Below are 18288 nucleotides of genomic sequence, written 5' to 3' on the forward strand. Positions count from 1 at the left end.
CCGACTTGCATGCTTAAGACGCGCCGCCAGCGTTCGTTCTGAGCCAGGATCGAACTCTCCATGCCTATTTCCTCGGCCCCCGAGGGAGCCGGAGATTGCATAAACACAGAGAGCCTTCTTCAGGCCCTCTCATTCTTCTCGAATCTGACTGCCTATAAATAATTCCGGTAAAACTCGCTCTCCCAATGTACGCTCTTCTGTCGTTTCTTCTTTCCTTCCCTTAAACTGTCAAATAACGGCGATATAAACTAGCAGTCATACTGCCTAACATTTTTTGTTTTGTTCCTTTGTTTTCAAAGGGTGAGATAGAATATATAGCTGTGAAGAAATATTGTCAATAGCAAATTTCAAAAAAATATAAAATTTATTAAATTTTTTCTGTTCCGAAAAAAAGCAGACTTTTTCAGCCTGCTTTCATTTATTGTATAGAATATAAACCTATTTAACTTCTTAGTTTTCCTCGTAATCAAGGTTTTCTTCTGAAACTTCTTCTGCTGGCAAGTCAGGTTCTTCGTATTCGCCACCGTCATATTCATCATCGGCAGGAAGAACAACCATCTGGGACTGCACCGCGCTCTGAATTTCCTCTTCTGTTATCGCATCGACCAAGTCCTTTGCCTGCGCCCTTGTAAAGTACAAAAGATTTCCGCCGTATTCAATTTGAGTGTCGCCCTTTCTCTGATTTGACTTTGTGGAAGGAATTTTTATGCAGAAATAAGGCGATTTTCCGACGAAAACATAGCCCATGGAAATTTTAGGGTCAGCATAAGAAGAATACTGAAAAGGTCCCCACTCAATTCTCGCGCGGGCATATTCATAAGTCGCCTTGTATTTTTTCTGATTGCGGTCAAGCTTCTTTTCTTCAAAATCCTTTAAGTAAGCATTGTAAGAAGTGATGACGGCTTTGCGCGCATCCTTATCCAAAAGGAGACGCTCCTTGTTCGGCATATTTTTGTAAACAATTCCGGCAGTTCCGTTCTTTGGGAAAAGCATTACAGAAAAATCCTTCGCCTCAAGTTCATTAACGAGAATTTTTCTTAGCCTGAAAGTTCCAGAGCCAAGTTCAACAGGATCGAATTTTCCAAGTTTTACAGTTTCAATTTCCTGCTTTACTTTTGGAGTTCTTGCCGCAAACGACAACGCAGCCATTGTTCCGACCATTATAAACAAAATTTTCTTTTTCATATTTTCCTCTATTAATTAAGTTCTTCCATTCCATTCAGAAGATTCTTTAAAGCGCAAAGCTCATCTTTTGTGAAAGTCACGCCTTTTCCCATTTTTTCATGCTCGGAATCCCAGGAACGAATGTCGTACTTTGCAGGACGTCCGCCCCAAGACACAAAATTCAGCTCAAGATTCCAGCCAGATTTTGACGTGGAAAGAACACCGATATTTTTCTGTATATCCGGCGGAGTAAAACCTTCAGACATTGCCATAAAATCCTCCGATAAAATATGCGCCGCACTTTTATAGAAACAACCGCTCGCAAAGCAAAAAGTTACAGGCGTTTTTTTAGCTTTTATATTAATGCCGTTTGCTTTTTTTGTCATCAATAAAATTTCATTCTAAAACAAAACGTATTATGTCTTTTGCGCGGTCTGTTTATTGCCGAAATGCAATTAGTATTATATATTGATAGTAAGCAAAATCGCTTTTATGAAAACTGAAATTCAAAAGGCAACCAAAGCTTTTCGTTTTTTTACTTTATGGAGGAAAAATGATTAAAAGTAAACTTGTATTGGCAGCATTTGCAGCCATGTCGCTTGCGCTGATCTCGTGCGGCTCATCGCCAAAAGAAGAGCCAGAGATTCAAGAAGAGAATGTTTCTGAAAACACAGCAGAAGAATCTCAAGACCAACAGCAGATTTCAGAAGACACAGCAGAATCAAATGAAGCAACACTCAGCAAAATTGAATCTTCAAGACAAGACGCAATAAATGCCGGCGCGCAGAACGCAGCCCCAGACGCATTTAACGCCGCAGAAGAAGAATATAATTCTGTAAAAGCCGCAATGGAGCAAGGCGAAGATGTTTCCGCAAGACTGAAAGATCTTCTTGCACGCTATCAAGCTTTAAAGGCTTACGCAGACGCAGTTGCAAAGAAAGCAAAGATTGACGAAAACGGATTTGCTTCTTACGCGCAGAATGTATACAACGACGGCGTTTCTATTATCAGCGAGCTTGAATCTTCAAAAGACTACGGAAGCGACTGGAACAAAAAAGCAGTTTCCGCAGATGCAAAAATGACATTTGTTCTTAAGGCGGCTCACAAATCGCTTGCGCAGGCTGAACGCACAGAAGCTTTTAAGGCAAAGAAAAACGCAGACAGCATAAAGTGCTCTGTTTCAAGAAAAGCTGACTACGACAAGTTTGTTGCAAACTTCAAGTCCGGCGACCAGAATTACGTTACAGGGAACCCGGAAGGCGCGCTTGCAAACTACACAAAGGCAAAAGAAGGATTCACATCTCTTTACACACAGGTTTCCGAAGCAAGAGCTCAGGCTCAGGCAGCAATTGAAGAAGCAAAGAAACGTGTTGCAGAAAGCGAGACAAACGCTCAGTGGGCAGACAAGGAAAAACCTCTTGGAGACGAGCCGGTAGAAGGAATCGAAGAAGCAGACACACAGCTTCTTGAAGCGGACGACTTTACAAAAGCAGAAAATTCAGAAGTTGAAATCGAAGAAACTATCGAAGAATCTGCACAGGAGGCTGAATAATGAAAAAATTACTTGCTTGCACAATCGCATCTGTTCTGGGACTTTCAGTTTTTGCAGCCAGCTACACAAACAACACTTACCAGAAACTTGCAAAAGAATACACACAGAAAGCAGAAAGAGCTTTGGACGCAGGAGAATATGTTCTTGCTGAAGAATACGCCGCAAAAGCAAAAGAGAACGCAGAACTTTCCGACACTTACATAAGCCACATGCTTTCAAAGGAAAGCGCGGAAAAAGATCTCAATCTTGCAAGAAACAGGCTCGCCTATGTTGAAAGCATCAACGGAAAAGAAAATTTCCCGATTGCTTATGATTCAGCATCAAAATCTCTTGCACAGGCAGAAGACGCATTTGCAAAAGAAGAATGGGACGCAGCTTCAAGCTATTCAAAGCAGGTTCTTGACGCTTTAGCAGAAATAAAAGAAGTTACACCGCTTCCAAAATATTATGTTGTAAAACCTTGGGAATCAGACAAAGACTGCTTCTGGAATATTTCTGGAAGACCTTATGTTTACAACAATCCTTATTTGTGGGAAAACCTCTACGAAGCGAACAAGAATTCCCTTCCAGACCCAAAGAATCCAAACTTGATTCGTCCAGGAATGAAAATGGAAATTCCTTCAATTTCTGGCGAATACCGCGACGGAGTTTACAGCCCGGACAAAGACTACGAGCCTTTCCAGAAACGCTAAAAATTCCGAGCTAAATACAGGGCAGCTGCTGAAGCCATCAAAGCATGGCAATATTCGGGGCTGCCCATTTTTTTTATCACTTCGGATTTTGGAATTTCCAAGTAGTTTAAATATTCATCAGCATCAAGATTCTGCTTGCCGGAAAACTCCAAATCTTCAGCAAGAAAAACATGAACGTGGTTTGCAAACAAAGCCGGATTAGGATTCATTGAGCCAAGGCAAATAATTTTTTTTGCAGTTGCGCCGGTTTCTTCCAAAAGCTCACGTTTTGCAGCTTCAAGCGGAACTTCGCCCTTGTCTATTACGCCGCCCGGAAATTCAATGCTTAAAGATTTTTCCCCGTGCCGCCATTGCCTTACCATAAGAAAATTTTCACCGTCATCCGGAATTACAATAACCCAGTCAGGAGCTTCGTTCACAATGTAGATGCCTTCTGTTCCGTCGGGGCTTACGCTGGTTCGTTCAGTAACAGTAAAAACAGGAGTTTTAAAAGCTTCCCTGCGTGATTTTTCGTGCCATATAAGTTTTTTGTCGTCCATGCGTTTTATACTAAAATTATTCTGAAACTTTAGCAAGAAAGAAAATTTCAACAACTGCCATTCTCTTGCTTGACAAAGAACACAATCATAAAAAATTGCAAATTTCAAAAAACGGATTTATAATTTAATTATCAAAAAATAACATTTAAAACAGGAGGCGCATTATGGCAATCATAGCAATTTCAAGACAGGTGGCAGCTCTTGGAGACGAAATAGCTGCGGCGGCAGCAAAAAAACTTGGCTACACATTTATAACTCGAAAACAAATAGAAAACCGCATTGTAGAGCTGGGATTTCCAAAGGAAAAACTTCAAAAATATGACGAAATAAAACCGGGATTTTTCGCAAGTCTCGCAAAAGGACGCGATGAATACCTGAATTATTTGCAGTATGCGGTTCTGGAAGCGGCAAGCAAAGGAAACTGCATTTTGATAGGACGCGGTTCATTTGTAATTCTTGAAGATGTTCCAAATTTGATTTCGCTTCGGTTCGTGGCAAAAGAATCTGTAAGAGTCAAGCGGCTTGAAAAAGAATTCAACTGGACAGAAAAACAGGCAATGGCAAGAATCAACGAAAGCGCGGCAAACAGAAAAGGATTCCACAAGAGTTTCTTCAATGTGGACAACGAAGATTCAAGCCACTATATGCTCACAATAAACACAGGAATTCTTGAGCAGGAAGAAGTTGTAAAGCAGATTGTAAATTTTGTAAAATATTTTGCAGACCCGGAAAAAGAAGCTCTAGGCAAAAAGCGAATTGAAAATATGCTCAAAGCCCAAGACCTGACAAACAAGCTTCTCTTTGAATACAAGCTGAATATAAATTTCCTGCGCGCAATTATTGACGACGAAGGAACTTCCATAACGCTGCAAGGCGTGGCAGATTCTCAGGCTGTGGTAGACAGAGCTGTTACTCTTGCCGCAAAGATTCTTCCAAGCTGCACAATAAAATCAGCAGTAAATATTGTTCAGGATTTTAAAGGCTGCTAATTAAAGCAGTTTATCTGAAAAGAGCCTTTTGCTGCTTTAGCAAAAGGCTCTTTTTTTTTTGGCATTTTTTATTCAACAGTAACAGACTTTGCAAGGTTGCGCGGCTTGTCCGGGTTGTTTCCCCTGTGGACTGCGCAATAATAAGCAAAAAGCTGCGCTGGAATTATTGCAAGCATCGGCTCAAAAAAACTTTCCGTAGAAGGAATTTTTACAATTTCATCTGCGGAAGAACTGAATGCCCCGGAATCATCCTGCGTGATAACAAAAGTTGAAGCTCCGCGGCTCTTGACTTCAATGATGTTGCTTGCAAGTTTTTCGTAAAGTTCAGGAACTGTGGCTGTCGCAACAACAAGAGTATCCGTGTCTATAAGCGCAATCGGCCCGTGCTTAAGTTCGCCTGCCGCAAAAGCCTCGCTGTGCATATAGCTTACTTCCTTAAGCTTAAGGGCGCACTCAAGACTTGTCGCGCTGTCATACTGGCGGCCAATAAAGAAAACCTTCTGTTTATTGTAGTTCTTGGAAACAAATCTCTGGATAGAAGCCTTATCTTCAAGAATCTGCTGAACTTTCTCCGGAATAGAATTCAGTTCGCAAAGATATTTTTTATAATCAGAAGCGGAAATTGTTCCCTTTATAAAGGCAGCTTTCAAGGCAAGCATAGAAAGGCACATAAGCTGAGTTGTGTACGCCTTAGTAGAAGCGACCGCAATTTCAGGACCTGCCCAAGTATAGACAACATCGTCAGCTTCGCGGCTTACAGTTGAACCCACGCAGTTTGTAATCGCCGTAACGTGAACACCATTTTGCTTGGCAAGGCGCAATGCAGCCAAAGTGTCGGCAGTTTCCCCGGACTGGCTTATTACAATAAAAATATCATCCTTACACAAAATAGGATTTCTATAGCGGAATTCGCTTGCAACATCAACTACAACAGGAACGCGTGCAAGCTGCTCAAAAACATACTTTGCCACAACCCCGGCATGATATGCAGTTCCGCAGGCAACAATCACAATGCGCTTAGCTTCCTTCCACTTTTCATCAAAGCGAAGCTCATCGAATTTTATGTCAACAGGAACTCCGCCTTCAAAAACAAGACGCGGTCTCATTGTGTCTGTAAGAACTTTTGGCTGCTCGTGGATTTCTTTAAGCATAAAATGCTCATATCCGCCTTTTTCCGCGGAAGAAATATCCCAGTCAACATGGAACGGCTGCTTTATTATGCGGTTTCCGTCTTCATCAAAAAGATCAACGTGGTCTTTGTAAAGCACAGCAATTTCTTTTTGGTCAAGGAAGTAGACATCGCGGGTGTACTCAAGAACAGCAGGAACATCGCTTGCAATAAAGTTTTCACCTTTGCCAAGACCTACAATGAGCGGGCATTCCTTTCTTGCGGCAATGATTCTGTCCGGAAAGTCCTTGCACAAAACTCCAAGAGCATAGCTGCCTTCCAAGCGGTTTACAGCCGCCTTTACAGCTTCAAAAATATCAAGAGAATCTTCATAGTAATAGTTTATAAGATGAGCAATGACTTCTGTGTCTGTGTCGCTCTTAAAAACAACGCCTTCGCTCTGAAGCCACGCCTTGAGCTTTGCAAAGTTCTCGATAATTCCGTTGTGAACAACAGCGATTGTTCCGCTTTCGTTAAGATGCGGATGGGCGTTTATGTCGCTAGGCTCGCCGTGGGTCGCCCATCTTGTATGCCCGATTCCAAGAGAACCTTCGATAGTTTCCTTCGCGATTTTTTCTTCAAGAGCTTTGAGCGCGCCTTTTACCTTGCGCACCAAAATATCCTGGCCGTTAAACACTGCGATTCCCGCGCTGTCATATCCGCGGTACTCAAGTTTTTTAAGCGCATTCACCAAAACCGGTGTAGCATTTTTATTGCCGATATATCCTACAATTCCACACATGGCATTATTCTATAGATTTTCACAACTTTTGAATAGAACACATTTCGTAAAATCAAAATAAAATCTGACAATGACAGATAGCTTCAAGAAAATTTTATTTTTGTCTGGAATCCTTTAAAAACTTCAGGAATATTTGATTTTCTTCTGGAATTTGTTAAAAAAATCAGGAATATTGTATTTTCCACTTGGAATTCGTCAAAAAACTCAGGAATATGAAATTTTCCTGAAGAATATGCATAAAAACTCTGGAATATCTTCTATCCCTCAATATTTATACAAATTCTTTAGGAATATACAATATTCTTGGAGAATACCATTTATTCCTGCATATTTATACAAAATTCAGCATTCCGCCGAAAATTCCACTAGGAAAAAAAATGCGCAATGCACTATAATGGCGCAAGGTTTTGGAAAAATGAAAAGGCTTTTGGGACTTGCCGCAGTTTTAATATCTTCCGCAGGAATTTTTGCCGCCACGTTAAATGACGCGCAGGACAGGCTTTCTGCAATCGAAGAATTCAAAAGCGGAATCCTAAGCTCAAGCCCGAACGGATTTTTTTCTGACGAGGAAATGGACGCGCTCAATCTTCTTTATCAGGTTCTTGAAGGAGACGAATACACAGTAAACTCGCTTAGCGGCGCAATGGATTTTTCAATAGGAGAATACAGCCTTGTTGAAACAAAATGGCCCACGGAAATTCAGGCTCTTTTCTTCGGCGGAAAAATAAAATATGAGCGCAGCGTGGACATCATGTATTCCGACGCAATGGAAAAAAAATACGTTCCAGAACCGCAAATGACTGAATACCAGCGGCGCGACTACGAATATTACATAAACGACTACGAAACCAGAATCCGTTCCGGGGAAAAATTCTTTTATGCGGAACTTACATTTAAACTCACGCACTGGCAGGGAGCAAGCGAATACAGATTCGAGCCAGTCGCACTAAAAATCTACAAGAATTCAAAACGTCCGCGAGCAATAATCAAAATCGATGAAACAAAAAGCAAGGATTTTTTTACATTCGCGGAAGAAAAGGAATTCAGAACAGAAAAGCAGATTGAAAAAAACAACGCGCGCATAAAAAAACTTCTCAAGGACGAAAGCAAAAACGCTTCCACGGAAAAAGCAAAGAAAAAAGACATAATATTCAGCGAGCAAAAAGGCAGACGGGCATTTTACGTAAGCGCGGAAACTTCCACGGACAACATCGATTTTTCAAGCACGGACTTCACTTCGTATAAGCTCGACAATATGTACGGAACTCTTACGCTCGGGCTTGGAAAATTTATCTTTGCAGGAATTTCAGCCGGAATAGATTTGCCTTCGCTTAATGACGACGTTCCGATTTATTCTTTCGGCGGAATCTTCGGACTAAACCTGAACCTTGGAACTCACTTGCGTCCTTACGGCCAGACTTCAATTTACGCGCGGACCGATGACCACGTTGTATTTAAAACCGGAGCCGGCATAGACTTTAAACTTGGAAAATTCATGCTGAACCTTGAGTACAGCTACAACTGGAGCAGCAACGTAAACACTTCTGTAAAAGACGAGGAAACAGAAAAATTCGGCGCATACACGGCAGGCATTGGACTTACTTGGTAGAAGTTTCATTGTGAAGGCACAAGTCGTTTATCGGGCATTCCGCGCACTTGGGATTTCGCGCTGTGCAAATATAGCGTCCGTGCAATATAAGCCAGTGATGGGCGTGCATCATAAATTCAGCTGGAATACGCTCAAGCAAGGAGCGTTCAACTTCAAGCGGCGTTGAGCCTTGGGCAAGTCCAATCTTGGGGCAGATTCTAAGAAGATGTGTGTCCACAGGCATTGTGGGCTTGTTGTAGACAACATTTAGAATAACATTCGCAGTTTTTCTTCCAACGCCCGGTAAAGATTCCAAGTCTTCCCTGTTGTCTGGAACTTGCGAATTGAATTTTTCCACGAGCATTTTGCTTAAGCCCGCAACGTGTTTTGCCTTGTTCTTGTAAAGCCCGATTGACTTTATAAAGCCTCTTATTTTTTCTTCGCCAAGCGAAAGCATAAGTTCAGGCGTATAGGCAACTTTATAAAGCGGTTCGGTTGCTTTGTTCACGGCTTTGTCCGTAGTCTGCGCAGAAAGAACAACGCTAACCAAAAGGCAAAAAGCATTCGGAGCAACAAGCTCAGTTTCTGGAGACGGATTCAGTTTTTGAAACCGCAGAAAGACTTGCGAAATCTGCTGCGGAGTTAAAAGTTTCAAGCTAGAACTCTTTTTTCAGGAGCGCGGCTTTGTCTGTCTGTTCCCACGGAAATTCCGAATTTCCAAAGTGTCCGTAAGAAGCTGTCTTGGAATAAATAGGACGCTTAAGATTGAACGTCTTTGTTATTCCGGCTGGAGTGCAGTCAAAAACTTTTTTTACAGCGTCCGCAATCTGAAAGTCAGGAACAATTCCAGTTCCAAAAGTTTCAACTAGAACAGAAACAGGGAACGGAACTCCAATCGCATAAGCAAGCTGAACTTCGCAGCGTTCCGCCAAGTCCGCGGCAACAATATTCTTGGCAATGTAGCGCGCCATGTATGCTCCTGAACGGTCAACCTTGCTAGGGTCTTTTCCGCTGAAAGCTCCGCCGCCGTGCCGTCCCATTCCGCCGTAAGTGTCAACGATTATTTTTCTGCCTGTAAGACCAGTGTCTCCAACAGGACCGCCGATTACAAACTGGCCTGTAGGATTTATAAAATACTTTGTTTTGGAATCCAAAAGCCCTGCCGGCTCAAGAACTGGCTTTATTATTTTTTCCGTTACCGTAGATTTTATTTCATCATAGCTGATTCCCGCATCGTGCTGCTGACTTATAACAACAGTATCGATTCTTACAGGACGATGGCCTTCATATTCAATTGTAACCTGGCTCTTTGAATCCGGGCGCATCCATTTGACTTCGCCGCTTTTCCTTAGCTCTGCGGATTTTTTCATAAGCTTGTGGGCAAACATAATCGGAGCAGGCATAAGCTCAGACGTTTCCTTGCAGGCAAAACCGAACATCATTCCCTGATCTCCTGCGCCCTGCTGTCCTTTGAATTCATCAAGGCCTTTTCCTACAACTCCCTGATTTATATCCGACGACTGGGAATGAATCATGTTAAGAACAGCCATGGAATTGCAGTCCAAGCCGTAGTCTGGATTTGTGTAGCCGATTCTCTGAACAACGTCATGCACAACTTTCTGAATATCAACGTGAGCATTTGTAGAAAGCTCGCCGCCTACAAGAATAAGAGCCTGAGATGCAAAAGTTTCGCAGGCAACATGGCTTTCCGGATCCTGACGCAGACATTCATCAAGAATTCCATCTGAAATCTGGTCGCAAACTTTGTCCGGGTGACCTTCTCCCACGGATTCCGAAGTAAATAAATAATGATTTTTTGATAAGACAGCGCTCATTTTTAGAGCCTCCTGTTTAGCAAGTTTCAGTTCCACAAGAAAACTGTTCCGCCTGCAATTTGGATAAATCAGCGGATAATTTGTTCACAACAATATAATCAAAAGCAAAAAAACAAGCAAGGGAAATTTTTTTCTTCTAATTGAGCAAATATCTTTTCTTTTTCACCAAACAGTTTTTACATTATACAAAGGAATTTTTGAATCTGTTGTTACAATTGTTAAATCATTTTCCATTGCTTGTGCAATCAACAATCTGTCAAACGGATCCTTATGAATATCTGGCAAAGTCTTTATTCTTTCAGCATCATATTCTGTTGGTGGAAGATATATAAATTCTTCATTCTCTAAAACAGATTTTAATCTTGGAATATCAATATCAAATTGCAATGTGCCTTTCGCTTGCTTAATTGCAATTTCCCATAAGAATGCAAAACTGAAAAAACATCTTTTTGTTTCCATTATGTTTTGAGCTATTAAAGAAAGCTCATTATTTCCTGTTACATACCAAATTATTGCATGAGTGTCTAATAAATACATTACATATACTCCGCAAATTCTTCGAGAGGCTTATCAAAATCAGGAGACATTTTGCATGATATATTTTTTAAACATCCAAATCCGCTTTTTTTTGTTTTAACAGAATATTGTTTTTCAGAGGCTGTAAACTTATATAGAACATAATCAATGTATGAAGCAACTTCTTCAAGTGCTGTCTGAGGAAGTTCTTTTAATTTTTCCTCAAGTACAGAATATGACATACAAAACCTCCATAATTCTCAAGTAACAATTTAATTATATCACATTTCAATTAGTTTTCTAGTGTTAAAATAAGAACTCAAATTTTCATAAACTCTCCCTCCACCTAAAATCGAAACGTTTTTATATATGCCCTTGATTACATTTGAAATATTATATAATATATGTATATAGCAAAGGAGCGAAAACAATGCGTTTATATGCGTTATTTTCTATCCGGCAACTGTTGTTTTATATCAAATTGTTTTTATAATAAGGAGACATGAAATGTCACTGAAAAAGTCTTATTCCAAAGACAAGAAAACTTGTAACGTAACTTTTTCTGTTTCTCAGGAAGCAGCACACGGCGCAGAAAAAGTTTCAATCGCAGGAGACTTTAACAGCTGGAGCAGCACAGAAACTCCGTTGAAAAAAGGCAAAGACGGTTCTTTCTCTGTAAAAATCCCTCTTGAAGCCGGAAAGGAATATCAGTTCCGCTATCTTCTTGACGGAAAGCACTGGGAAAACGACTGGGCGGCAGACAAGTACATTCCTGCTCCATTCTCCCACACAGACAATTCTGTTGTAATCTGCTAAGCTATCTTAAAATCTTTTACTTCATACAAGCTGTCCAACTGAAGAAAACTTCAAAGGGCAGCTTTTTTTTATAAAATTTGCAAAAAAAAACACGCAAAAAGTGGAAATTCCGAAACAACTCATTATAATGTATAAAAGGAGACGCGCATGGACTTAAAAGGAATCTATACAGCAGACGCTCGCCGCTATGATGACTCCCAAACTTTATACAATCGCTGCGGAAAAAGCGGAATTCTCTTGCCCAAAGTAAGCCTAGGATTTTGGCACAACTTCGGCGGAAACGACTCTTATGAACGCAGCCGGAAAATCACACATTTTGCGTTTGACCACGGAATAAATCACTTTGACCTTGCGAACAACTACGGTCCTCCTTACGGCAGCGCAGAAGAAACAATGGGCAGACTCATAAAAGACGACTTCCGCCCTTACCGCGACGAGCTTTTTATTTCAACAAAGGCAGGCTACGATATGTGGGAAGGTCCTTATGGCAATTGGGGCTCGCGCAAATATCTTACCGCAAGCATTGACCAAAGCTTAAAGCGCATGAATCTTGAATATGTAGATTTATTTTACAGCCACCGATACGATCAGGACACTCCTTTGGAAGAAACTTTGCAGGCAATGGTTGACATTGTAAAGCAAGGAAAAGCCCTTTATCTGGGTTTAAGCCGCTGGCCGCTTGAAGCATTAAAATTCGCCGACAACTATCTTCGCGAACGGGATGTTCCGCTTCTTATTTATCAAGGCAGGCTGAATCTTCTTGACCGTTCACCGCAAGATGAAGGCATTCTTGACTACTGCGCCGAGCATGGAATTGGATTCATTTCATTTTCTCCACTGGCGCAAGGCTTGCTTACAGACCGATACCTTAACGGAATTCCTTCTGACAGCAGAATGGCAAAAGAGCATTTTCTAAAAAGCAAAGATTTGACTCCAGAACTTCTGGAAAAACTAAAGGCATGGAACGCACAGACAGGCAAACGCAACGAAACTCTTGCAGAAATGGCATTGTCTTGGATTCTTAGTCAGAAAGGCGTTACAAGCGTGCTGGTTGGCGCAAGCTCCACAGAGCAGCTTGAAAAAAACATGAAATGTGTTCACGCTGAACCGTTCAGCAGTGAAATATAGAAAGCGAAATTAACCACAGGAGAATTTTATGAACATTAAGAAATTTTCATTTGCATTTTTGCCGGCGCTGATTCTTGCCCTTGCGTCTTGCACGAACATGAGCGGCTCAAACAGCAAAGAAGGCGCAATCCGCATAACAGTTCCGGGAGGAGAACGCGGGCTTTACACTTTTTCCAAGGACAATGCCACATCTTACAAAGTAAGCATAATCCTTGACAAAGAAGTTATCGACTCGCAGACCGCAGAATTGGGGGGGTAATTACATTTGACGAACTTGAGCCTGCCACATACACAGTAAAAGCCGAAGCATTTGATTCAGACGGAATACGCATAGGAAGCGGAAGTGAAGAAGTAAAAGTTGTAGCCGGCGAAACCGCAGAAAAAACAATTTTGATGATACTGGCTAGCAACAGAGATGTAATTAATTATCAAAAATATTATTTATGGGATGTTTATAATTCTAAATATTATTACAATCGATTTGATTCTATAACAAGTGATTTAACTATAAATAACATTGATTCCGTTACCTCAAATAAACCTGGAAATTCGACTATACTAGGATTTGCAGAATCTTTTTATGCATATTATAACTATTATATAGAAAACGCTGATAGCCAATTTAATAGAACAAATTTTATCTACTATAAAGGGAAAGGTTCAGGACCTTATGACATTCAATTTAGTAGCACATCCGTAAAAGACCCTTTGTATTTTGATGATAGCACAGATTCTCTATGGATAGGCGGATATGATTCTTCTACTGGCGAATTAAAACTTTTACAAATAACAGAACCTTCAACAAACTTTATTTCTACAATTTCATCAGCGACTTCTTTATATTCCACACAATTTTCTGTTTCCGGGGCATCTTATACAGCATTTGCAGTTCAGGGCAGCGATATTTACTTTGCATACACAAAGAACGGCTCATCGTACCTTCAGCGTGGAACAATCACGAATATCGATGATTCAAATTTTTTTATAGACATAAAAGGAGCGGCGCAGTCCACAGAGCAAATGGGTGTTTCAGGCACAATCAACGACATAGCCATTTTGTACGACGGCTATGTTTATGCGCTGGTTTCAAATGTAGGAAATTCCGCAGAAGGCACCGATGACACTTTCTATAATTTTCATGACTGCAAAGTATATAGCCGAGGCGCGCTTTTAAAGATTGCAGGCACAGATTATGGATTTGAAGTAGAAAACACCTTGGGCTGGACAAATTCCGAAAGAACAATAAATTCTATTGGAAATCCTGAAAGCGCAGGAAGCCCAATAGGTTCTCTTGAAGCATACATTCCAGCATTAAAAGAAAACAACCAAAAATTTTACGGTCCGCGCAGATTCGTAGCCATAAAGCCCAAGGAACTTGCAATTGCAGACTGCGGTGCAAACTTTGTTCTTCCAAACAAAACCGCAGGCAAATCAGGAAAACTTTTTGCACATAACAGAGTTGTAAATGTAAATCTTTATAATTTTGCAATCGATTCCATTGTAGATTTAGAGAACATAAAATTCAGCAATGTATGCCTAAGCGGAAACTCAATGTACATATCAGCAGAAGGATGTAATACCGATCCTGATGCCTCAGACGAGGAATAAATAATTTCATTATGATGATTGCAAGCACAGGCCAGCACTCCTGTTCTGCGCTTGCAACACCCCCTAACAAATGCTTGCAAGACCCCCTTGCGTGTGCATGTCAGTACCCTTTGCAAAACAACAAATAGATTGCCGTATCAAGTACGGCAATGACAGTTAGACTTATTAGACATATCCATGACAAGTTGTTTTACATCGTTCATTTTTTGCATGACGGATTCAACTTTCCTATCTGTGCAAAATCTTATACATTGGAGTTTGGCCAGGACAAAGTTCTAGGATGTTTTTTTCGCACGCAAGGACTTCAGAAGGCTCGTGGGTTACGTGCAGAAGCGTTGTCGTTCCTGTTTCCGCAACAGTTTCTAGCAGGTCTAGGATTTTTCCGCGGTAATTTTCATCCAATCCGTGGCAAGGCTCGTCCAAAATAAGAACACGCGGCGACTTTACTGCGGCTCTAAGAATCAGAATTGCGCGCTGCTCTCCGTAGCTTAAAGAGCCAAACGATTCCTTTTCGCGTCCGGCAAATCCTGCAAGTTTAAGCCAAGCCTTCGCCATTGCAAGCTCAAAATCCGTGGCAGGCTCATAAAGCCCGATGCTGTCCTTGAATCCGCTTACAATCACGCTCTGCAAATCAGTTCCGCCGACCATTCTGTATTCCACATGAAGCCTGTAGCTTACAATTCCAAGGTGCTTTTTTATGTCCCAGATTGATTCGCCTGAACCGCGCCGGCTTCCAAACAAGTAGACTTTTTCGCGGAACACTTGCATATTGTCGCCCGTTATAAGTTCCATGATTGTGGTTTTTCCAGAGCCGTTCGGACCTCTCACAAGAAAATGCTCGCCTTTTTTAACTTCCCAGTTTAAGTTTACAAGAACCTTATGCTCGTCCCAGCCTACATTCACATCCTCAAACTTTATAAGGCTTTCTGGCACTTCAGAAAATTCTTCTGTTTCCAAGGCGAAATTGCTTTCACTGCGGATTCTTTTTAGCTCGCAAAGAAATTCCTGTCTTTCTTTTTCGCGGACGGATTTTTTTTCTGCGTTTCGAATTTCAAGGAGAGTTTCATATTCAGAACGGCTTGCGCAGAAGGAAATTTTTTTATCTGAAAACTCAAGAACGCGGTTTATTTTTTCCGGGATTTCACTGAACCGCTCCATGCACAAAATTATGCGCGGAAAATCTGTTCCAGAATTTTCAGTCTGCCGCTTTAGAATCATATTGAAAAATTCCATAAGAATTGAACGCGACTCGGCATCCAGCCCCGCAAAAGGGTCGCTCAAGACAAGCAGCCTGGCTCCAGACAAAAGTGAACGGCACAAAAGCGTGCGCCTTATTTCCCCGGTAGACATAAAGCGAAGTCCGCGGTCAAGAATTTTTTCCACGCCGCAAAGCTTTACCTGCGGAAATGTTTCTAGCTTGTACGCGTCCTTTGCAAGAGGCTCTGATTTCTTTTTTGGTCCGCCAATCACTTCGTAAATGTATTCACGGCCGGTTCTTCCTATGTCGATTTTATCCAAGTATTCGCTTTCGTCCCGCTCGCGCTCTTCTTCTATTAATCTTGCGGCTTCTTCAAGGGAAACTACAGCCGTGCTTTTTGCAAATTCAGAACAGAACGAGCCGCCCTGTTCCGGGTAAAATTCCAAAGAACCAGACAACGCTTTTATAAAGTCAGCCTTTCCGCCGCCGTTTGGTCCTGTAACAAGCCATGCTTCGCCTTCTTTCATCGTCCAGCCAATCTGCGGAATCAAAACCGAGCCGCCCTTTCTTATCTGGCATTTATCAATGCGAATCAAATCTTTTTCCATAAATATTCTCCAAATTTATTATAATGCAAATATTAGCATTAATATTTTATTTACTAACAACAAATAACTAAAAATGCGGTAAGAAAAAGAAAGCGGCAACAGAACCATTTTGAGCGATGGCAAGCGATTGTAAAATCGCGCAGTCCAATTCCATTTACGCTCAACTTGGCGAATTGACGCGCTTTTTCTTATAGCATTTTTAGTTGCAAATAGATTCTCGCATCAAGTGCGGGAATGACAGTTCATTCACTTTCATGAAATGCCTAATATTTCATTTACTGCAATGCGGATTTTTCTTGCGCTTTCACTTCCTGTGATTTTTGCCTTTTGAATGAATCCTATGTCATAAAATCCCAGCGCGTTTCCTGCGTTGTGCGACACAAAGCCTTCTTTGTACGGCCCGTTTTCAAGGACAATTTTTGGAACAAGTCCTATTCCAAGTCCAAGAGCGGCAAGAGCCATTACAGCTTCGTTTCCTTCTGTTTCGGCGGCAACTTCCGGGTGAACATTGCGGCTTTTTATCCAGGAATCAAATCTTTTGCGCGCAAGTCCGGCTTTGGGCAAAATCAAAGGCACTGTAGAAACTATATCCTGCGGACTTCCCTGCACGTCAACATAAGGACTGTTCAAAGCGGCGGCAAACACAAGAGGAGTTCGGCACACGGAAATGCAGTCAAAAAATGCAGAACGCTCGTCAGGAATTGCCGCCACCGCAAGTTCCGCCCGCCCTTCCCTCACCGCGCTCACAGCCCCGGCAGGATCTCCTGTTTCTATGGAAAGATGAACCGCCGGATATTTTGCAGAAAGTTTTTTTATGAACGGAGGCATTATCGTATAGCACGCCGTAACGCTAGCATAAACATGAAGAGTTCCGCACACGCTGTCCTTTATCTGCGAAAATTCATTTACAAGATTTTCTTTTTCTTCCACACATTTTGAAGCAAAGGCTAAAAATTTTCTGCCTTTTTCCGTAAGAAATATATCCTTGCTTCTTCTGTCAAAAAGTTCTGCGCCAGTCTCTTCTTCCAGCCTTGAAATAAGCCGGCTCAATGCGGAAGGGCTTAAATTGATTTCGTTCGCGGCACGGGCAAAATGCAGATTCTTCGCCACAGAAATAAAAGCCTTAAGCTCAAAAAAATCCATGTATTTACTATAAAAATTTTTCGTTTTTTAGTCGATAATCAAGAAGATAAATTTACACTTTTAACACTTGGGGGATTTATGAAAAAAACCGCTTTTTTCGCTATTGCTGTCCTTGCAGCTTTTTCTGCTTTTGCCGACAACTTTTCAACTGGATTCACTCCAGCCGGAAATGTTTCTTCTTACACAAAGACAAATTATTCTGTAACTTCTAAGTTCGGCGAATATTTCCGCTCTGTTTCAGAAAAAGAAATTCACAAATTCAGCAACGGACTTGAAACTGAATATTCACTTTTGAACGCAAAAGACGAGCTTATAACAAAAACAACAAGCACTTACGACGCAAAAAAACTTGCAAGCTTCACATATTCAGACATTGCAAATTCCGCGGAACTCAAAACTGAATACGAATACGGCGTTGATTCAAAAATCAAGTCATACACAGTTACAGAAACTGATTCCGGCAACCTTAATTCAAAAACAATCTATAAATATGAAGGCAAAAAAGTTACGGCAAATCATTACGACAAAGACGGAAAACTCTATCTGCGCGTAATCCAGACTTTGAATGACGACGGAATTCCTGTTCAGGAAACTGAATACAACGGGGACGGAACTTTCAGCCTTTCAAGAAGCTATTCATTTACAGAATCAAAAAAAATCGCCGCAATTGAAACTTTTGACGAGGAAGGAAACTGCACAAACAAAGTTGCTTTCCGCTATGACGCAAACGACTTCCTTACAGAAATTCAGGTTTACGAAAACGGAAAAATCAAAGAACGCCGCATTTACAAGAATGACGCTTTGGGAAATCCAGTCAGAATAAGCTACTACGATGTTGCAGAAAAATTCGGAACAACAGTAAACGAGCTTTCCCGCATAGAAGATTTTTCTTACAATTACTAAAACTGATTTCATGCTCCGGCTTGCCCGGAGTATCGCATATGTAGAGATTGTCGTATCAAGCCCGATAATGACAGTTAATTCCTATTTCCAAATAGCCAT

19 protein-coding genes are annotated in these 18288 nt (G+C 41.3%); 9 read left to right on the top strand and 10 right to left on the bottom strand.

Features of this window, described 5'->3' with window-relative positions; genetic code table 11:
* Positions 1-450: 450 nt before the first annotated feature.
* Positions 451-1185 carry a hypothetical protein gene (locus tag Q0H92_RS00005; protein WP_296010241.1) on the bottom strand — a complete coding sequence of 245 codons (735 nt, stop codon included), beginning with the start codon at positions 1183-1185 and terminating at the stop codon, positions 451-453.
* Between the two features lie 11 nt (positions 1186-1196).
* Positions 1197-1430 carry a PC4/YdbC family ssDNA-binding protein gene (locus Q0H92_RS00010; protein ID WP_296011682.1) on the bottom strand — a complete coding sequence of 78 codons (234 nt, stop codon included), beginning with the start codon at positions 1428-1430 and terminating at the stop codon, positions 1197-1199.
* A gap of 287 nt (positions 1431-1717) precedes the next feature.
* Between Q0H92_RS00010 and Q0H92_RS00015 the strand changes: the two genes are divergently transcribed.
* Together Q0H92_RS00015 and Q0H92_RS00020 are read left to right on the top strand one after the other, a co-directional pair.
* Positions 1718-2716, top strand: coding sequence for a hypothetical protein (locus Q0H92_RS00015; RefSeq protein ID WP_296010244.1), 999 nt, complete (start codon positions 1718-1720; stop codon positions 2714-2716).
* The gene (locus tag Q0H92_RS00020; RefSeq protein ID WP_296010247.1) at positions 2716-3408 is read left to right on the top strand and encodes a hypothetical protein; all 693 of its coding nucleotides are present in this window, start codon (positions 2716-2718) and stop codon (positions 3406-3408) included. The genes Q0H92_RS00015 and Q0H92_RS00020 overlap by 1 nt, the downstream gene beginning before the upstream one ends.
* On the opposite strand, the gene Q0H92_RS00025 is transcribed toward Q0H92_RS00020, so the two are convergent.
* The gene (locus Q0H92_RS00025) at positions 3405-3947 is read right to left on the bottom strand and encodes an NUDIX hydrolase (protein WP_296010250.1); all 543 of its coding nucleotides are present in this window, start codon (positions 3945-3947) and stop codon (positions 3405-3407) included. The genes Q0H92_RS00020 and Q0H92_RS00025 overlap by 4 nt on opposite strands.
* A 164-nt stretch (positions 3948-4111) precedes the next feature.
* Here Q0H92_RS00025 and Q0H92_RS00030 point away from each other — a divergent pair, with 164 nt between their 5' ends.
* On the top strand, positions 4112-4936 hold the full coding sequence (locus tag Q0H92_RS00030; RefSeq protein ID WP_296010253.1) for a cytidylate kinase-like family protein: 825 nt from the start codon (positions 4112-4114) through the stop codon (positions 4934-4936).
* A 68-nt stretch (positions 4937-5004) separates the two neighbouring features.
* Here Q0H92_RS00030 and glmS read toward each other — a convergent pair whose 3' ends face one another.
* The gene (gene glmS / locus Q0H92_RS00035; RefSeq protein WP_296010255.1) at positions 5005-6846 is read right to left on the bottom strand and encodes a glutamine--fructose-6-phosphate transaminase (isomerizing); all 1842 of its coding nucleotides are present in this window, start codon (positions 6844-6846) and stop codon (positions 5005-5007) included.
* Between the two features lie 415 nt (positions 6847-7261).
* Here glmS and Q0H92_RS00040 point away from each other — a divergent pair, with 415 nt between their 5' ends.
* A complete protein-coding gene (locus tag Q0H92_RS00040; protein ID WP_296010258.1) occupies positions 7262-8455 on the top strand; it encodes a hypothetical protein in 1194 nt (397 codons plus the stop codon).
* On the opposite strand, the gene nth is transcribed toward Q0H92_RS00040, so the two are convergent.
* From nth to Q0H92_RS00060, 4 genes are all read right to left on the bottom strand, one after another.
* Positions 8445-9089, bottom strand: a complete 645-nt coding sequence (gene nth, locus Q0H92_RS00045) for an endonuclease III (protein ID WP_296010261.1) — start codon at positions 9087-9089, stop codon at positions 8445-8447. The genes Q0H92_RS00040 and nth overlap by 11 nt on opposite strands.
* Position 9090: 1 nt before the next feature.
* Positions 9091-10269 carry a methionine adenosyltransferase gene (gene metK / locus Q0H92_RS00050; protein WP_296010263.1) on the bottom strand — a complete coding sequence of 393 codons (1179 nt, stop codon included), beginning with the start codon at positions 10267-10269 and terminating at the stop codon, positions 9091-9093.
* A gap of 162 nt (positions 10270-10431) precedes the next feature.
* Positions 10432-10806: a type II toxin-antitoxin system VapC family toxin gene (locus Q0H92_RS00055; RefSeq protein ID WP_296010267.1), complete on the bottom strand. Its 375-nt coding sequence runs from the start codon at positions 10804-10806 to the stop codon at positions 10432-10434.
* Complete coding sequence (locus Q0H92_RS00060; protein ID WP_296010269.1) at positions 10806-11027, bottom strand: DUF2281 domain-containing protein; 222 nt, start codon at positions 11025-11027, stop codon at positions 10806-10808. Before Q0H92_RS00060 ends, Q0H92_RS00055 begins: the two co-directional genes overlap by 1 nt.
* Positions 11028-11292: 265 nt before the next feature.
* Between Q0H92_RS00060 and Q0H92_RS00065 the strand changes: the two genes are divergently transcribed.
* From Q0H92_RS00065 to Q0H92_RS00080, 4 genes are all read left to right on the top strand, one after another.
* The gene (locus Q0H92_RS00065) at positions 11293-11601 is read left to right on the top strand and encodes an isoamylase early set domain-containing protein (protein ID WP_013702492.1); all 309 of its coding nucleotides are present in this window, start codon (positions 11293-11295) and stop codon (positions 11599-11601) included.
* A gap of 147 nt (positions 11602-11748) precedes the next feature.
* Positions 11749-12729, top strand: coding sequence for an aldo/keto reductase (locus tag Q0H92_RS00070; protein WP_296010273.1), 981 nt, complete (start codon positions 11749-11751; stop codon positions 12727-12729).
* Between the two features lie 28 nt (positions 12730-12757).
* Entirely contained in the window at positions 12758-12988 is a 231-nt protein-coding gene (locus Q0H92_RS00075; protein WP_296010276.1) for a hypothetical protein, read from the top strand.
* 449 nt (positions 12989-13437) lie between these two features.
* On the top strand, positions 13438-14337 hold the full coding sequence (locus Q0H92_RS00080) for a hypothetical protein (protein ID WP_296010281.1): 900 nt from the start codon (positions 13438-13440) through the stop codon (positions 14335-14337).
* A 228-nt stretch (positions 14338-14565) separates the two neighbouring features.
* Here Q0H92_RS00080 and Q0H92_RS00085 read toward each other — a convergent pair whose 3' ends face one another.
* Both Q0H92_RS00085 and Q0H92_RS00090 read right to left on the bottom strand, forming a co-directional pair.
* Positions 14566-16143, bottom strand: coding sequence for an ATP-binding cassette domain-containing protein (locus Q0H92_RS00085; RefSeq protein ID WP_296010283.1), 1578 nt, complete (start codon positions 16141-16143; stop codon positions 14566-14568).
* A gap of 252 nt (positions 16144-16395) precedes the next feature.
* The gene (locus Q0H92_RS00090) at positions 16396-17286 is read right to left on the bottom strand and encodes a LysR substrate-binding domain-containing protein (protein ID WP_296010286.1); all 891 of its coding nucleotides are present in this window, start codon (positions 17284-17286) and stop codon (positions 16396-16398) included.
* Between the two features lie 78 nt (positions 17287-17364).
* Between Q0H92_RS00090 and Q0H92_RS00095 the strand changes: the two genes are divergently transcribed.
* On the top strand, positions 17365-18189 hold the full coding sequence (locus Q0H92_RS00095; RefSeq protein ID WP_295800159.1) for a hypothetical protein: 825 nt from the start codon (positions 17365-17367) through the stop codon (positions 18187-18189).
* Positions 18190-18288: the final 99 nt, after the last annotated feature.

It is taken from the genome of uncultured Treponema sp., from assembly GCF_934725225.1.
GTDB lineage: Bacteria > Spirochaetota > Spirochaetia > Treponematales > Treponemataceae > Treponema_D.

What these genes read in the sequence shown, in the direction of transcription:
- Q0H92_RS00005 (WP_296010241.1), bottom strand. Translation starts at nt 1,185, where the DNA reads ATGAAAAAGAAAATTTTGTTTATAATGGTCGGAACAATGGCTGCGTTG.
- Q0H92_RS00010 (WP_296011682.1), bottom strand. Translation starts at nt 1,430, where the DNA reads ATGTCTGAAGGTTTTACTCCGCCGGATATACAGAAAAATATCGGTGTT.
- Q0H92_RS00015 (WP_296010244.1), top strand. Translation starts at nt 1,718, where the DNA reads ATGATTAAAAGTAAACTTGTATTGGCAGCATTTGCAGCCATGTCGCTT.
- Q0H92_RS00020 (WP_296010247.1), top strand. Translation starts at nt 2,716, where the DNA reads ATGAAAAAATTACTTGCTTGCACAATCGCATCTGTTCTGGGACTTTCA.
- Q0H92_RS00025 (WP_296010250.1), bottom strand. Translation starts at nt 3,947, where the DNA reads ATGGACGACAAAAAACTTATATGGCACGAAAAATCACGCAGGGAAGCT.
- Q0H92_RS00030 (WP_296010253.1), top strand. Translation starts at nt 4,112, where the DNA reads ATGGCAATCATAGCAATTTCAAGACAGGTGGCAGCTCTTGGAGACGAA.
- glmS (WP_296010255.1), bottom strand. Translation starts at nt 6,846, where the DNA reads ATGTGTGGAATTGTAGGATATATCGGCAATAAAAATGCTACACCGGTT.
- Q0H92_RS00040 (WP_296010258.1), top strand. Translation starts at nt 7,262, where the DNA reads ATGAAAAGGCTTTTGGGACTTGCCGCAGTTTTAATATCTTCCGCAGGA.
- metK (WP_296010263.1), bottom strand. Translation starts at nt 10,269, where the DNA reads ATGAGCGCTGTCTTATCAAAAAATCATTATTTATTTACTTCGGAATCC.
- Q0H92_RS00055 (WP_296010267.1), bottom strand. Translation starts at nt 10,806, where the DNA reads ATGTATTTATTAGACACTCATGCAATAATTTGGTATGTAACAGGAAAT.
- Q0H92_RS00060 (WP_296010269.1), bottom strand. Translation starts at nt 11,027, where the DNA reads ATGTCATATTCTGTACTTGAGGAAAAATTAAAAGAACTTCCTCAGACA.
- Q0H92_RS00065 (WP_013702492.1), top strand. Translation starts at nt 11,293, where the DNA reads ATGTCACTGAAAAAGTCTTATTCCAAAGACAAGAAAACTTGTAACGTA.
- Q0H92_RS00070 (WP_296010273.1), top strand. Translation starts at nt 11,749, where the DNA reads ATGGACTTAAAAGGAATCTATACAGCAGACGCTCGCCGCTATGATGAC.
- Q0H92_RS00075 (WP_296010276.1), top strand. Translation starts at nt 12,758, where the DNA reads ATGAACATTAAGAAATTTTCATTTGCATTTTTGCCGGCGCTGATTCTT.
- Q0H92_RS00085 (WP_296010283.1), bottom strand. Translation starts at nt 16,143, where the DNA reads ATGGAAAAAGATTTGATTCGCATTGATAAATGCCAGATAAGAAAGGGC.
- Q0H92_RS00090 (WP_296010286.1), bottom strand. Translation starts at nt 17,286, where the DNA reads ATGGATTTTTTTGAGCTTAAGGCTTTTATTTCTGTGGCGAAGAATCTG.
- Q0H92_RS00095 (WP_295800159.1), top strand. Translation starts at nt 17,365, where the DNA reads ATGAAAAAAACCGCTTTTTTCGCTATTGCTGTCCTTGCAGCTTTTTCT.